This window comes from Phyllobacterium sp. (assembly GCF_037994405.1).
In the GTDB taxonomy this organism is placed as follows: domain Bacteria; phylum Pseudomonadota; class Alphaproteobacteria; order Rhizobiales; family Rhizobiaceae; genus Phyllobacterium.
In genome coordinates this window covers 1-15,089 of record NZ_JBBNAN010000248.1, presented here as the reverse complement: position 1 = coordinate 15,089, position 15,089 = coordinate 1, and the positions used below count along the sequence as shown (strand labels likewise).

Annotated in this window: 17 protein-coding genes; 13 read left to right on the top strand and 4 right to left on the bottom strand. The window is 55.4% G+C overall.

The genetic code is table 11. The annotated features are described in order from the left end of the window. Positions 1-591 precede the first annotated feature (591 nt). The 8 genes from AAAC48_RS13975 to AAAC48_RS13940 all read left to right on the top strand — a co-directional run bounded on the left by AAAC48_RS13975 (position 592) and on the right by AAAC48_RS13940 (position 8,023). Positions 592-1,248 carry a TetR/AcrR family transcriptional regulator gene (locus AAAC48_RS13975; RefSeq protein ID WP_340654758.1) on the top strand — a complete coding sequence of 219 codons (657 nt, stop codon included), beginning with the start codon at positions 592-594 and terminating at the stop codon, positions 1,246-1,248. Continuing rightward, positions 1,214-2,377 carry an isovaleryl-CoA dehydrogenase gene (locus AAAC48_RS13970; protein ID WP_340654757.1) on the top strand — a complete coding sequence of 388 codons (1,164 nt, stop codon included), beginning with the start codon at positions 1,214-1,216 and terminating at the stop codon, positions 2,375-2,377. Before AAAC48_RS13975 ends, AAAC48_RS13970 begins: the two co-directional genes overlap by 35 nt. Positions 2,378-2,550: 173 nt before the next feature. Next, the gene (locus tag AAAC48_RS13965; protein WP_340654756.1) at positions 2,551-2,865 is read left to right on the top strand and encodes an AbrB/MazE/SpoVT family DNA-binding domain-containing protein; all 315 of its coding nucleotides are present in this window, start codon (positions 2,551-2,553) and stop codon (positions 2,863-2,865) included. After that, positions 2,862-3,245 carry a type II toxin-antitoxin system VapC family toxin gene (locus AAAC48_RS13960; RefSeq protein WP_340654755.1) on the top strand — a complete coding sequence of 128 codons (384 nt, stop codon included), beginning with the start codon at positions 2,862-2,864 and terminating at the stop codon, positions 3,243-3,245. The genes AAAC48_RS13965 and AAAC48_RS13960 overlap by 4 nt, the downstream gene beginning before the upstream one ends. Before the next feature lie 8 nt (positions 3,246-3,253). Further along, positions 3,254-4,861, top strand: coding sequence for a carboxyl transferase domain-containing protein (locus AAAC48_RS13955; RefSeq protein ID WP_340654754.1), 1,608 nt, complete (start codon positions 3,254-3,256; stop codon positions 4,859-4,861). A 2-nt stretch (positions 4,862-4,863) separates the two neighbouring features. Beyond that, positions 4,864-5,388, top strand: coding sequence for an O-acetyl-ADP-ribose deacetylase (locus AAAC48_RS13950; protein ID WP_340654753.1), 525 nt, complete (start codon positions 4,864-4,866; stop codon positions 5,386-5,388). Continuing rightward, on the top strand, positions 5,385-7,376 hold the full coding sequence (locus AAAC48_RS13945) for an acetyl/propionyl/methylcrotonyl-CoA carboxylase subunit alpha (RefSeq protein ID WP_340654752.1): 1,992 nt from the start codon (positions 5,385-5,387) through the stop codon (positions 7,374-7,376). The genes AAAC48_RS13950 and AAAC48_RS13945 overlap by 4 nt, the downstream gene beginning before the upstream one ends. A gap of 119 nt (positions 7,377-7,495) precedes the next feature. Then, complete coding sequence (locus AAAC48_RS13940) at positions 7,496-8,023, top strand: DNA starvation/stationary phase protection protein (RefSeq protein WP_340654751.1); 528 nt, start codon at positions 7,496-7,498, stop codon at positions 8,021-8,023. A 48-nt stretch (positions 8,024-8,071) separates the two neighbouring features. On the opposite strand, the gene AAAC48_RS13935 is transcribed toward AAAC48_RS13940, so the two are convergent. After that, positions 8,072-8,308 carry a hypothetical protein gene (locus AAAC48_RS13935; RefSeq protein WP_340654750.1) on the bottom strand — a complete coding sequence of 79 codons (237 nt, stop codon included), beginning with the start codon at positions 8,306-8,308 and terminating at the stop codon, positions 8,072-8,074. 443 nt (positions 8,309-8,751) lie between these two features. After that, positions 8,752-9,018, bottom strand: coding sequence for a sel1 repeat family protein (locus tag AAAC48_RS13930; RefSeq protein ID WP_340654749.1), 267 nt, complete (start codon positions 9,016-9,018; stop codon positions 8,752-8,754). A 454-nt stretch (positions 9,019-9,472) separates the two neighbouring features. On the opposite strand from AAAC48_RS13930, the gene AAAC48_RS13925 reads away from it, so the two are divergent. Next, positions 9,473-9,820, top strand: a complete 348-nt coding sequence (locus AAAC48_RS13925; RefSeq protein WP_340654748.1) for a DUF2147 domain-containing protein — start codon at positions 9,473-9,475, stop codon at positions 9,818-9,820. 93 nt (positions 9,821-9,913) lie between these two features. On the opposite strand, the gene bla is transcribed toward AAAC48_RS13925, so the two are convergent. Beyond that, positions 9,914-10,807, bottom strand: a complete 894-nt coding sequence (gene bla, locus AAAC48_RS13920; protein ID WP_340654747.1) for a class A beta-lactamase — start codon at positions 10,805-10,807, stop codon at positions 9,914-9,916. A 205-nt stretch (positions 10,808-11,012) separates the two neighbouring features. Here bla and AAAC48_RS13915 point away from each other — a divergent pair, with 205 nt between their 5' ends. The 4 genes from AAAC48_RS13915 (at position 11,013) to chrA (ending at position 14,846) form a co-directional block, all read left to right on the top strand. After that, positions 11,013-11,414, top strand: coding sequence for a GFA family protein (locus AAAC48_RS13915; protein ID WP_340654746.1), 402 nt, complete (start codon positions 11,013-11,015; stop codon positions 11,412-11,414). Between the two features lie 269 nt (positions 11,415-11,683). Further along, entirely contained in the window at positions 11,684-12,487 is an 804-nt protein-coding gene (locus AAAC48_RS13910) for an alpha/beta hydrolase (RefSeq protein WP_340654745.1), read from the top strand. Between the two features lie 129 nt (positions 12,488-12,616). Further along, complete coding sequence (locus tag AAAC48_RS13905; protein ID WP_340654744.1) at positions 12,617-13,435, top strand: sulfurtransferase/chromate resistance protein; 819 nt, start codon at positions 12,617-12,619, stop codon at positions 13,433-13,435. A 1-nt stretch (position 13,436) separates the two neighbouring features. Then, positions 13,437-14,846, top strand: a complete 1,410-nt coding sequence (gene chrA / locus AAAC48_RS13900) for a chromate efflux transporter (protein WP_340654743.1) — start codon at positions 13,437-13,439, stop codon at positions 14,844-14,846. Between the two features lie 44 nt (positions 14,847-14,890). Here chrA and AAAC48_RS13895 read toward each other — a convergent pair. Beyond that, positions 14,891-15,089 (bottom strand): hypothetical protein (locus tag AAAC48_RS13895; RefSeq protein ID WP_340654742.1); only part of this gene is annotated, 199 nt, incomplete at its 5' end.

Below are 15,089 nucleotides of genomic sequence, written 5' to 3'. Positions count from 1 at the left end.
ATCCAGCGCATACAGCCGAGCGTGCCGCCATCCTTGTTGGGCGTGGTATTGCTCAAGACAGGTGTGCATCCGTGCTTTCGCGGGCTTTTCGGCCGCGAATTTCGACGAGACTGATGTAGGAAACGTGGTCTTGCCAGATATTGATTTGGGCGCAGTATCAGTCTTTTTTGCTACCTTTTCAGGCTTATCTTCAGCCGTCTGGGCTTGCTTGGCATCCATTGGCGCAGGGTCAGCAGATTCCCCGGCAGCAGTTGAATCATTGGACTTGGCACATTGTGCCTTCCGGAATTGGCTCGACGATAGGCCCTCTGCCTCCCCGGCGTCCTGCGCTTTATACTTCACGCTGCACTCTTTCATGCTCAATGAAGTCGCAGGACGGACCAACATCAGCGGTAACAGAACGGCTATGAGACTGGCGGTTGCTTGGCGGACAACTCTTCTTTCGCTCATGAAATCCACGCTAAAAATGAATAATTGAAAACGGCTCGCAGAACGCAATTTACATGTGTCGACGTCCCTCTTTTATGCGTACCTTCGTCTAGGACGAGTTCCCATCTTGAATTAATTGAACGTTCGTTTTATTAAGCTGCCATGGCACGTACAACAGGATCCGATGGGGAAAAGACACGCAGCGCAATTGACGCGGCGGCGAAGCGATTGATTGCGAAAATCGGCTACGAGGCAATGACGATGCGCTTGCTTGCTGACGAGGTTGGCGTGCAGTCTGCGGCCTTCTACCGTTATTACCCGAACAAACAGGAATTGCTGTTTTCCCTGATGCGGGATCATATGGATCGCCTGCTCGATGCATGGGAATATGAGAGCCGTAAAGTTCATACTCCGTTTGAACGGCTATCGGCCTTCATCCGGTTTCACATCCGCTACCATGTGGAACGCCGGGACGATGTGCATATCGGCAATATGGAGCTACGCAGCCTCGTGCCTGAGAACCGGGCCTTTATCATCGAACTGCGCGCACGCTACGAAAACGGGCTACGCGAGATTCTGGATGATGGTCTCGATGCCCGCGAGTTCATCATCGAAGACATTGCCCTGACGACGCGTGCAATCATCGCGATGACCACCGGGGTAAACGTCTGGTTCCGTGCGGATGACCGGCTTACCGTTGCGGAGATTGCAGAAAAATATGTCCAGATGGGACTGCGCCTTGTTGGCGCCAAGAACATCGCGACAACTAAAACGGGAGGACAAAATGTATCAGTCGGGCCTAAGATTCGGACATTCTGAAGACATCGAAGCTCTACGCGAGACCGTTCATCGCTTTGCCCAGGCGGAGATTGCGCCGCTTGCGGCCGAGACCGACAGAACAAACCAGTTTCCGATGCTGCTCTGGCAAAAAATGGGGGAACTCGGCCTCCTAGGCATGACGGCGGACCCGGAGTTTGGCGGTTCGGGCCTTGGCTACCTGGCGCATGCGGTGGCGATGGAGGAAATCTCCCGCGCTTCTGCATCGATCGGCCTCTCCTACGGTGCGCATTCCAATCTCTGCGTCAACCAGATCAACCGCTGGGGTACAGAGGAGCAGAAGGCAAGATATCTGCCGAAGCTCTGCTCGGGCGAACATGTCGGCGCACTCGCGATGTCAGAACCAGGGTCGGGTTCCGATGTCGTGTCGATGAAATTGCGCGCCGACAAGAAGAACGATCGCTATGTGCTGAATGGCAACAAGATGTGGATCACCAATGGTCCCGATGCCAACACTCTGGTGGTCTATGCCAAGACCGATCCAGAGGCTGGTTCGCGCGGCATGACCGCCTTTTTGATCGAGAAAGAGTTCAAGGGCTTTTCAACGGCACAAAAGCTGGACAAGCTTGGCATGCGCGGTTCCAACACCTGCGAGCTCGTGTTCGAAGATTGCGAGGTGCCGTTTGAGAACGTGCTCGGTGAAGAGGGCAAGGGCGTCAAGATCCTCATGTCTGGCCTCGATTACGAACGTGTTGTGCTTGCTGGGGGCCCGTTGGGCATCATGGCCGCCTGCCTGGACGTCGTCGTTCCCTACTTGCACGAGCGCAAGCAATTCGGCCAGCCGATCGGCGAATTTCAGCTGATGCAAGGCAAGCTTGCTGACATGTACACGACGATGAACGCCTCCCGTGCCTATGTCTATGCCGTTGCGGCGGCTTGCGATCGCGGCGAGACCACGCGGAAGGATGCGGCTGGCTGCATTCTCTATGCGGCAGAGAAAGCGACCTGGTGTGCACTCGAAGCAATTCAGGCGCTGGGCGGCAATGGCTATATCAATGACTACCCGACTGGACGGCTGCTGCGTGATGCCAAGCTCTATGAAATTGGCGCGGGCACGAGCGAAATCCGGCGCATGCTGATCGGTCGGGAGATGTTCGCGGAAAGCGCGTAATGGCATAAAAGCGATTTTATGCCATACTTTGGAACAATTGCCATTCGAACAAGTTAATGGCAAACTCTTCTCATTGTTCAAAATGAGGTTTCAGCATGAATGCCGGTAAGAGAGCCAAGGGCTTCGAAGAGGAGCCGCCCAAATTTAATCACCAACCCGCGAGTGCTTCTCCCATGTCCTCCAGGGCCATAGGTGCAATAATCGGCGAAGGTGGAAGGCTGGTCATCCCGGCTGAACTGCGCAAGCTGATGGATGTAGCACCAGGGGATAGAGTGTCATTGCGGGTCGAGAATGGCTATCTGCAGGTCGTATCCCAAAGTATGATCTTGAAAAAGATCAGAGAGATCGCTGCCAAGGTGAAGAAGCCCGGGGAAAGCGTGGTCGACGAATTTATTGCAGACAGGTTGGCCGAACAGCGGGCAGTTGACGAGCGCTTTGACAGGCTCGAACGGGAAGCCGCTGAAATTGCCAGAGCGCAGAAGAAATGACGAAGGTCATTCTTGATGCATCGGCTATTTTGGCGATCCTGCTGGAGGAACCTGGTGCGGCGGTTGCCCGAGCTAGCCTTCCCGGCGCTCTCTGCACAACGGTCAATTTAACCGAGATTATGACCCGATGTGCTGACAAAGACATTCCGTCAGAGATAGCCGAACATTTGATGGCAATGCATGGTGTTCAATACATCGATTTCAACATGGAACTGGCATTACTTGCTGCATCACTATGTCCGGCTACACGCTCGAAAGGCCTCTCCCTTGGGGATCGCGCTTGCCTTGCCCTTGCAATTCGGGAAGACGGTACAGCTATCACAACTGACTGTTCCTGGGCCGATCTCGATGTTGGCTGCAAAATTGAAGTGATCCGATAGGAGACCGCATGACCATACTCTCATCCCTGATCAGCACCACGTCCGAGACTTTTACCGCCAATACGGAACGGATGCGGGCGCTTGTCAGCGATATCGAGGCGAAGGCAGCATTGGTGATCAAGGGCGGTACGGACGAGGCGCGGGAGCGCCACACCTCACGCGGCAAGCTCCTTCCACGCGACCGGCTGGCACAGCTTCTCGATGCAGGGTCGCCATTCCTCGAGATCGGGCAATTCGCCGCCTGGGGCATGTATGATGACAATATTTCTTCCGCCGGGCTGATCGCCGGGATCGGGCGCGTATCCGGCAAGGAAGTAATGATCGTCGTCAACGATGCGACGGTGAAGGGCGGTACCTATTATCCGCTCACGGTGAAGAAGCATCTGCGCGCGCAGGAGATTGCGCTGCAGAACAACCTGCCTTGCCTCTACCTCGTGGATTCCGGCGGAGCGAACCTGCCCAACCAGGACGAGGTGTTTCCTGATCGCGAGCATTTCGGTCGCATCTTCTATAATCAGGCGAACATGTCGGCGGCGGGTATCCCGCAGATCGCAGTCGTAATGGGGTCGTGCACCGCGGGCGGCGCCTATGTACCCGCCATGTCGGAAGAAACGATCATGGTGAAGGGCCAGGCAACCATCTTTCTCGCTGGCCCTCCCCTGGTCAAGGCCGCCACCGGCGAAGAGGTTTCGGCCGAGGATCTGGGCGGTGCCGAAGTCCACACGCGCGAATCCGGCGTGGCCGATCACTATGCGGTGGACGATGCGCATGCGCTGGCCATCGCCCGGCGGATCGTCGCGAACCTCAATCGAAAGAAAGAGATAGGGCTCGACCTTCGCAAAGTGATTCCGCCGCTTTACGATCCACATGAACTTTACGGCATCGTACCGACCGACCTGCGCCAGCCCTACGATGTGCGCGAATTGATCGCTCGAATCGTCGATGGTTCGGAGTTTGACGAGTTCAAGCAGAACTACGGGACGACGCTGGTGACGGGTTTCGCGCATCTCTACGGCATGCCGGTCGGCATTATTGCCAATAATGGCGTGCTGTTTTCCGAGAGCGCCCTGAAGGGCACGCATTTCATCGAGCTATGCACACAGCGCGGCATACCGCTGATTTTCTTGCAGAACATAACCGGCTTTATGGTTGGGCGCTCCTATGAAGCGCGAGGCATCGCCAAGGATGGCGCAAAACTGGTAACGGCAGTTGCCACAGCGCGGGTACCAAAAGTGACGATGATCGTTGGTGGCTCATTCGGTGCCGGCAATTATGGCATGTGCGGACGCGCCTTTTCGCCACGCTTCCTGTGGATGTGGCCAAACGCGCGCATTTCGGTCATGGGCGGCGAACAGGCAGCAACCGTGCTGGCGTTGGTGAAGCGCGAAGGTATTGAGCGCAAGGGTGGTGAATGGTCCGCTTCGGAGGAAAGCGCGTTCCGAGCGCCGATCCTCGAAAAGTATGAGCGAGAGGGTCACCCGCTCTATTCATCGGCCCGGCTATGGGATGACGGCATTGTCGACCCTGCCAAGAGCCGCGAGGTGCTGGCGCTCTCGCTATCGGCGGCGCTCAATGCGCCGGCGGAAGAAACCAAATCCGGCGTGTTCAGGATGTGAGGATGAACAACATCAGTGAACGAATGCGTGTTCATACGGGTGACATCACCAAGTTGACGGTCGATGCCATCGTCAACGCCGCGAATGCATCGCTGCTGGGTGGTGGCGGAGTGGACGGCGCGATTCATCGCGCCGCCGGACCAGAGCTGGATGCCGCGTGCCGAAAGCTGAATGGCTGCAGGGTGGGCCAGGCCAAGATCACCAAAGGTTATCGATTGCCGGCCAAATACATCATTCACACGGTGGGACCGGTGTGGGGTGGCGGCGATAACAATGAACGAGAATTGCTGGCGTCTTGTTACACCAGCTCTCTTGCGCTTGCTAAGGAATATGGATTGGAGACAATTGCCTTTCCCGCCATTTCAACCGGCGTTTATCGATTCCCGGCAGACGATGCCGCAAAGATTGCTGTCGGGAGCGTTGCAATTTTTCTTGCTGAATCATCAGTACCGTCGCAGGTCATTTTCTGTTGCTTCACGGATGAGAGCGCCAATTGGCATATAAGGGCAAAGGAACAGCTTTCATGACATTTTCCAGAATCCTCATTGCCAATCGCGGTGAAATCGCCTGCCGCGTCATTCGCACGGCACAAAAAATGGGTATCGGCACCGTGGCCGTCTATTCGGACGCCGACGCGCACTCGCTGCATGTCGCCATGGCTGATGAGGCCGTCTATATCGGCCCCTCGCCCGTGACCGACAGCTATCTGCGCGCCGACCATATTATTGCGGCTGCGCTTGAGACTGGGTCGGAAGCTATCCATCCTGGCTACGGCTTCCTGTCTGAAAATCCTGGTTTTGTCGACGCAGTGGTCAAGGCGGGACTGGTCTTCATCGGGCCCTCGGCGGATTCGATTCGCGCGATGGGCCTGAAAGATGCAGCAAAGCGATTGATGGAAAAGGCCGGGGTGCCAGTTGTGCCCGGCTACCATGGCGAGGCGCAGGAGTTGGTGGTGCTAGCCTCCAAGGCCCGTGAGATTGGCTATCCAGTGCTGATCAAGGCGCGGGCGGGCGGCGGCGGCAAAGGCATGCGCAAGGTCGATGATCCCAATGATTTTGCAGAAGCACTTGGCAGCGCCCGGCGGGAGGCCAAGAGTGCCTTTGGGGACGACCGGGTGCTCGTCGAAAAATACATCGCCAAGCCGCGTCATATCGAAGTTCAGGTGTTTGGGGACAACCACGGGAACGTTGTGCATCTCTTTGAGCGTGATTGCTCGCTGCAGCGCCGCCACCAGAAGGTCATCGAAGAAGCCCCTGCCCCCGGCATCACCCCAGAAGTGCGGGCCGCAATGACGAGCGCGGCCGTGAAGGCGGCACAGGCCATCAAATATTCCGGCGCAGGCACGATCGAATTCATCGTTGATGCTACCGAGGGGCTGAAACCGGATCGCTTCTGGTTCATGGAAATGAACACGCGGCTGCAAGTCGAGCATCCCGTGACGGAGATGATTACCGGCCTCGATCTGGTCGAATGGCAATTGCGCGTTGCCGCCGGCGAGAAACTGCCGCTGACGCAAAAGCAAATTCCGCTGAATGGTCATGCAATCGAGGCTCGGCTTTATGCTGAAGACCCGGCGAAGAGCTTCCTGCCGGTGATTGGCACGCTGCACCATCTGGCGTTTCCGGCTACAGTAAAGGACGGGACGGTTCGCATCGAGACCGGCGTGCGCACTGGCGATACGATATCGCCATATTACGATCCGATGATCGCCAAGCTGGTGGTGCATGGTGGTGATCGCGTGGCGGCGCTTGCTACAATGGGAAGCGTACTCGCCGAAACGGAAATTGCCGGAACCACCACCAACGCCCCATTCCTGGCGGCGCTGATCCGTCATGAAGGCTTTGCAAGCGGCGACGTCGATACGGGGCTGATAGACCGCGATCTTGCAAGACTTATTGTTCCTGTCGCAGTCGAAGCAGGCGCGAAGGAGCTCGCGATCCTCTACGCCAGTGGCCTTCTAAAAAGAGCGGTTCTGGGCGATCCTTGGACTGCCTTGCGGGGCTACAGTCATAATAGCACCCTCGCCTATCCTGTTGTGCTTGAAGAAGCCGGCCATACGGTTCGCTATGGCGTCTCCGTCCTCGGTGATGAGCGCTATGCCATCACCGGCCCGGACACGACGATCGAATTACGCGTGCGGCATGAACCGGCAGGCTGGCATATTACCGGCAAGGGAATCAATCTGAGGGCAAAAACGGTAACCGTACCGCACGGCGTGGCGGTACTGGCCAAAGGAACGACTGCGATATTCACCGCTGCCGATCCGTTCCTGCTTGCCGAACAAGCCGGAAACGCTGGTGACCGATTAACCGCGCCGATGCCAGGTCTGGTCAAATCCGTGCGCGTCACGGCGGGTGAGATGGTCAAGAAGGGCCAGATCCTTCTTGTCCTTGAAGCCATGAAAATGGAGCATTCGATTACCGCACCACACGATGGCAAGATCGCGGAAATTGCGAGCGAGAACGCGCAGGTGAAGGAAAATTCATCGCTGGTGCGATTTGAGGAACCGCAATAATCGATTCAACGAAGAATTGAAGGGCAAATATTGCGAGGGCCGTGGTAGGAATAAAGACGCTCACCCTCACCGAGCGTCGAAGCCGAGAAGTTTCCCGTCCACAATCGAGGAGATCGACCATGGCCACAAAATCCCTGCAGACAATCAAGCGTGCACCAACGGCAACCCCTACCGACCTTGGCGCGAAAGCGACACGTGACATCGCGGCGGCGGTCAATGCGCTGCTTGCCGACACATTCGCGCTGTACATAAAGACGAAGAATTTCCACTGGCATATGAGCGGTCCGCATTTTCGCGATTTCCATCTTTTGCTCGACGAACAGGCGGCTCAAATATTTGAGATGACCGATGTATTGGCCGAGCGTGTCCGCAAGATTGGTGGAACCACGCTGAAGTCAATCGGGCAAATCTCGAAGCAGCAGCGTATTCCGGACAATGATGCCAATTTCGTTACACCGGAAGACATGCTGGCCGAGCTTCGCGATGATACGAAAAACTACATCGGTTATCTGCGCCAGGTTCACGAATTGTGCAGCGAATATCGCGACAGTGCCACGACCAGCATCATCGAGAACTACATCGATGAATCAGAACGCAGACACTGGTTCCTTTTCGAAGCAACCCGTGTAGGCCCTGCCAGCGTGTGAACGAACATCTATTGAACTCCTGCCGAACCTTTGGCTGGAGTTCAACTCTCAGTCGTTCGCCTTGGCCATTTTAGCTTTCTGGTTGAGGTCGTGTGTGTCACTGATGACGGCTTCAACAGCGGAAATGTTGAGAGATATCGTGGCAATTTTTTTAAGTGTATTATTATCTGGAAATGCTTTTGTCTTGGCAGATGAAAGTACCAGCTGTTTTTGAGCCTCCGTTAATCTCGACAACAACTCTTCAAGATCTTCCAGCATCATTTTTCCGTTTTCATCAAGAATCAAACAATTTCACCGACCAATTACTTAACGGATATCCCAGTGTTCGAAAACCCTGAAAATGACAAAGACACAGCAATGTCAGTGTCAGCTGCGACTGTTTACAGGTGTGCTACCACAGCGAAAAATGCCAAACTTATATCGAGTTAGAAGACGATATCGTCGCCATCAATTCAATAAAATTTGAAACAGTTTTTGAAATATTGCCAAATATTCGAGCATGATCCGCGTCATACCCACGTGTGCACTCTAAAGTCTACCACTCCCGCATATGTATATTCGAATGTCCTTCCCGTTGCATGGCAGCACATCCGCTCCTTATAGACACCAGTGCTCGTTGGTTATCATACTATTGGTTGTATTAGAATACGATATCTCGTGGTGATTGTATCTACAACGAGCAAATAGCGGCGATCCAAACGCTGCGGCCGTGTGCCGCCACAGAGCGATCAGTGCGACGTCATCCATTCCCGCGCTTCGCGCAGAGCGATCGCGAGATCTGATTTGGACATTGTCTGCGCGAGTTCTGCCCGCAATTCCGCTGCCCGATCGCTACCCTTGATTGCGGCGATGTTGAACCACTTGTGTGCGGCTACCATGTCCACGGCGCAATCGCGCCCGGTTGCGTACATGATACCCATTTCGAAGAGAATGTCCGTCTCCGCCGAACCACCGACGTGACCGGTATCGATTTGCTGAAGATCAAAGCGTGCCATTGTGCCATACCCCTTGTTGAACCAAATTCGCGTCTTACGAAAGCCCTGTTAGACTTCTGAGAACCGCCTGATTTGTTTGTTTTGGCGTGCTCTTTCGATGCTTTCGAGAATGACGCAGAGACTTGAAATTGCTGTTAAGGGGCATGATTAACTGGAGCCAAACAAAACAAAAACAACTCGTAAACTTCGGAATTCGTTAAATATAACGCCCCAGCAATTGCAGGCATTTGACGAAAATTCGTGTAAAATGCAGCTTTCCCTTCTCAATCGTTTGATAACCACACGACAGGTTTGCAATTCGCGCCTTGTGTGTAATTGAGACCGCCACAGCGATGGAACGTTATCAATTCCAGCGGACATGCTCTCTTCCATTCGCAGATATTTTGAATTACGTTTACGTTTGCGTAAGACTAGGCGATGGCCGTGGAGAGGCTCGCCCTATTGGGAGGAAAGTATGAAGCGTAAATTTTTGTTGGCCTGCACCGGCCTTGCTCTCATGGCAGGCCCCGCCCTGGCGGAAGAACCGATTGTCGGTTCCTGGAAGCGGCCAAATGGCACAATCATCCAATATTCGTCCTGCGGTGCGGATACTTATTGCGGCACAGTGATGACCGGCGAATACAAGGGCAAATCCATAGGCTCGATGTCGGGCAAGGACGGCACCTACAAAGGCCAGGTCAACAAGCTCGACGAGGGCAAGACCTATAATGGTAAGGCAAGTGTCAGCGGGGGCAAGCTGTCGCTATCCGGCTGCGTGATGGGCGGGCTGATCTGCAAGAGCGAGAGCCTGACACGGCAGTAGTGGATTCTGCTTTTGATCGCGCTCGGAAAGGGGCCGAAAGCTGTTACTTCTGAAGCGAGGAACGGGCTTTCGCCCGTCCCTCTTTGACAGGTCTCAGATGTTCTCGGCCACCAAAGCTGCCACCTTCTTGTGAATGGTATTGCGATTGTCGGGCGTTCCCTTGGGGTCATAGAGATAGACTGCGAGCAAAATGGGCTTGCGTTCAGGCGGCCATATCACGGCGATATCGTTAGCCATGCCGCTGTCGCTGGTGCCAGTCTTGTCACCAACGCTCCAATCCTTGGGCAATCCGGCACGCAGGCGCTTGTCACCGGTCTTGTTGGCCAGCAGCCATTCAACGAGCTGATCTCGCGAGGATTTCGTCAATGCATCGCCCAGAGCCGTCTTCTGCAAATCCTTCAGGAACGCAGCTGGCGTAATCGTATCACGAGGGTCATCGGGAATAGCCTCATTGAGCTCGGTCTCACGCCTGTCGAGGCGGAATGTTGCATCCCCCAAGCTACTGCGTGCGTATTTCGTCAACTCCTTTGGTCCGCCCAGACTGTCGAGAATGAGATTGCCGGCGGTATTGTCGCTCCGCGTGATTGCGGCTTCGCAAATCGCTCCGAGCGACATCCCATCGCCGACATGCTTTTCCGTTACCGGCGAGTTGGGAACCAGATCGCTCTTGTTAAATTTGACAATCCGGTTGAGCTCTTCTTCTTTGCGATCAACGCGGGCGAGCACCGCCGCGGACGCCAGAAACTTGAACGTGCTGCACATGGCAAAACGCTCGTTCTCGCGATAGTCAATGCGATTATCGCTGCCGGTATCGTGCGCCGAGACCCCAAGGCGCGCACCGGTTTTGTCTTCCAACGACTTGAAGGCGGCCGTGAGATCCACCCGGCTCGACGGAGCAGCCTCCATTGACCTGATCGACAAAGATAGTGCCGGTATAGAAAGCATTGATCCAATCAGTGCCCCGCGGCGCGTGATATGACCACCCATTTCTCATCTCCATCTCCGAGGATTGAACTGCGAAGGTTCTCGCCAGGCGCAGGCTGGTTTCCGAAATGGCGATTTCCAAGGAAACTTTGTGACAAAAAAGAGCATTCCGACAACTTGACGTTATCGGTCGAAGATTGTACTAAACCAAATAGTTATTTAACCAAATGGTTATTAACCGCATAATCCTTGCGTCAGGAGGAAACAAGTGAAAAAGGCCTTTCATGGCAGTTGTCATTGCGGCGCAGTCCGCTTCGAAGCAGAACTCGACCTTGATCAGGGTACAAGCAAGTGCAATTGCTCCTCCTGTACGAAGGGACGGTTCTGGAAAGCTTTTATTGGCGCAGATGCTTTGCGAATAACCGCTGGAGCTGACCACCTCACCGAATACCGGTTCGGCAGCAAGACCATCGCGCATTTCTTTTGCTCGGCCTGCGGCGTCAAGACGTTTGGCCGAGGCGAGATGGAAATCACCGGCGCATTCTACGCAATCAACCTGGCTTGCCTCGACGACTTGACGCCGGAAGAGTTGCTGGCTGCACCGGTCGAATATCAAGACGGAAGGCATGATCATTGGGAAAACAAACCGACGCAGGTGCGGCATTTGTAACCGACACTGCATGGCTGCCTTTTTTGTTGTCGCCAAGAGATCATGTTGCGTGCCCATAGACCAGGATTGATTGGCATGACCTCTCGATTCGGCATTCCCAGATATTGGAAATTCCAAGCCCGACGCGGAGCATACCAAAGCGCCCCATTGAATCAGCCAATCGTTCAAGGCTATACAATCTGGCGCGATGATCGTGTCGCTGCAATGGATTGGCGGTGCTAAGCATCGCAGCCTCTTCCGAAATTCATGTGTACTTGAGCCGGATCAAGATGGAATTGTGCGACGACGATCTCAAGAACTTCGAAACACATGGTGCCGCGCCGCTTCCAGTCGCGAGCGACCAGGGCTATGTGGACCACGACGGCGCTCGAATCTGGTACGCCGCTTACGGATCCGGCTCTCCCGTCATCTTGCTGCACGGCGGTCTCGGCCATAGCGGCAACTGGGGCTATCAGGTTCCGATGCTAATAAATGCGGGTCGTCGCGTCGTGCTCATCGATAGCCGTGGTCATGGCCGCAGCACGCGCGATTTGCGACGCTTTACCTACGAGTTGATGGCATCCGATGTGTTGGCCGTGATGGATGCCCTGAACCTGGAGAAAGCCCCTATCGTCGGCTGGAGCGATGGCGCGTGTATCGCTCTGGTCCTCGCCATGAAGGCGCCCGCGCGCGTTGCAGGCGTGTTCTTCTTCGGCTGTAACATGGATCCCAGCGGTACAAAGGAATTCGAGCCAAGTTCAATCATTGACCGGTGCTTCCGCCGGCACACCAATGACTATGCCCAGTTGTCGGTCACGCCGGACGAATTCAAATCATTTACCGAAGCGGTCAGCCTGATGATGAAGACTGAGCCCAACTATTCGGCACGCGATTTGGCTGAAATCCCGGTACCCGTCGCTATTGTACAAAGCGAGCATGACGAGTTCATCAAACCCGAACATGCGGAATTTCTCGCGCGGAGCATTCCGGGTGCGGAACTGGTCCTGCTGCCAGGGGTAAGCCATTTCGCACCGCTGCAAAGACCGGAGCAATTCAACGCCGCGATGCGAACTTTCCTTGACAAGGCCAGCTGACAGCCAAGGGCTTGCTTGACATAATTCCGTTTCGTGCCAATCTTATTGTCATGGGGATTGCGATCTCCCCACGAGGCGTCATGCCCAAGTATCGCGTCCAACAAACCGACGTTGACGGAGGGACGCGACATGTCTTCGACCACGACTATTTCACACGATAAATTGGCACGGCTGATTGGAATGCCCGCCAGTCCCACACTCATCGATGTTCGCATTGACGAGGATTTTGTTTTGGATCCGCGATTGATCCCCGGTTCGCGAAGGCGCTCCCACAGGGATGTTGAATCCTGGGTCCACGAGCTTGCGGGAAAACGGGCAATCATCATCTGCCAGCAGGGCAAAAAACTGAGCGAGGGAACGGCGGCGCTGCTGCGTTATAACGGGATACCTGCAGAAACGCTTGAGGGGGGATACGAAGCCTGGGTTGCGACCGGCCAACCCTTGGTTCCAGTGTCACGCCTGCCGGCCCTCGATCAGAAGGGACGAACGGTCTGGGTGACACGTGCACGGCCGAAGATCGACAGAATCGCTTGTCCATGGCTCATCCGCCGCTTCGTTGATCCGGATGCGATATTCCTGTTTGTGACGCCTGCGGAGGTGGAAGCCGTGGCGGACAGGTTTAACGGAGCACCTTTTGACATCGAAAATGTGTTCTGGAGCCACCGTGGCGAACTCTGCACTTTCGACGTGATGGTCGAAGAGTTCGGCCTGACCACCGAGCCGCTGTTGCGGCTTGCCACGATCGTTCGGGGTGCCGATACGGCTCGTCCTGACCTTGCACCGGAAGCCCCCGGGCTGCTGGCCGCATCCCTTGGCCTGTCACGCATGTTCTCGGACGATCTCGAACAACTGGAAACCGGAATGACGCTGTATGACGCATTCTACCGATGGTGCCGCGATGCTACGGACGAAACACATAACTGGCCCAACCGTAAGCCCGGAGCGTGACATGTCCGATTTTGCCGGTACTGACATCGGGGCATCGCCTGCGCCTCGGGAAGGCCACGGGATTACCTTCGGCGAGGCTGTGCGCGTGTGGGTGCGCATTGCCGCGTTGAGTTTTGGCGGTCCCGCCGGGCAGATCGCCGTTATGCACCGTATCCTGGTCGACGAGAAACGCTGGATCGGCGAGAGCCGGTTCCTGCATGCGTTGAACTACTGCATGCTGCTCCCCGGCCCCGAGGCACAGCAACTCGCCATCTATATCGGATGGCTCTTGCATAAGACCAAAGGCGGCCTTGTCGCCGGAACCCTATTTGTCCTTCCCGGTTTCCTGTCAATCCTGGCCCTCAGCTATCTCTACGTTATTTTCGGAAATGTCGGGGTCGTGGAAGGGCTGTTTTTCGGGCTGAAAGCTGCCGTTCTCGCGATCGTCTTGCAAGCGGTCGTGAGGATCGGCAACCGCGCCCTCAAAAATAGAGTCATGGTGCTCATCGCCGTTGCTGCCTTCCTTGGCATCTTCGCTTTCCATGTACCCTTTCCGCTGATCATTCTGTCAGCCGCAGTCGTCGGCTACATCGGCGGGCGAGCCGGATCCCCGCTATTCCAGGTGGGCGGCGGTCATGGCAGCGCGGCTCCCGGTCTCGCCGATCGGGATTCGGCGCTCGGGGAAACAACGCCTGCCCATGCCCGACCCAACCTCACCTGGTCTTTGAAGATATCGGCGATCTTGCTGTTCCTTTGGCTGGGACCTGTTGCTACAATCGTCCTCACTCTGGGAGCGGACAGCGTGTTTAGCCAAATCGGCATCTTCTTCAGCAAGATGGCGATGGTAACTTTCGGCGGTGCCTATGCGGTACTCTCTTACGTGGCACAGCAAGCGGTGCAGCATTATGGATGGCTGCAGCCAGGCGAAATGCTTGATGGGCTTGGCATGGCGGAAACCACACCGGGGCCGTTGATCATGGTGGTGCAGTTCGTCGGTTTCCTGGGTGCATTTCGCGATCCGGGGACTTTGTCACCGCTGACGGCGGCCACCCTCGCCTCTATCCTGACGACCTGGGTGACCTTTGTGCCGTGTTTTCTATGGATCTTTCTTGGTGCACCTTTCATCGAAGGTCTTCGCAATAACCGCGCCCTGACCGGCGCCATGTCGGCGATCACCGCGGCCGTCGTCGGTGTGATCATGAATCTCGCAGTGTGGTTCGCCCTGCACGTAATTTTCGGCGAAGTCGTCCGGTGGCAGGCTTATGGGATTGCGCTGGACATCCCCGTTCTGTCATCGATCAACGTTCCGTCGTTCCTGCTGACGCTTGCCGCGGTCATTGCCATTTTCCGGTTCAGGGCCGGCATGATCCAGACGTTGCTTGCCGTATCCCTGGCCGGCATTGTCTGGCATATGGGGATCGAATTGTTCTAGGGAATATATTCCTTTATAAGGATTTATTTCGTAGTCACTCCACCTTACCTGTCTGCCACACTGTTCGCCTGAAAAATAGTATCGCCACCGAAAGCATCCAATTGAAATTGATGCGATTGGCGCCCCCAAATACCTGTCCACCCATGAAATTCCGGCAAATGGAGTTGGGAATTGATTTTTGGAAATCGCAATTGCGGATACATGAGCACCTTGCCCGAAAATTTGATCCGGACCAGCCACGCG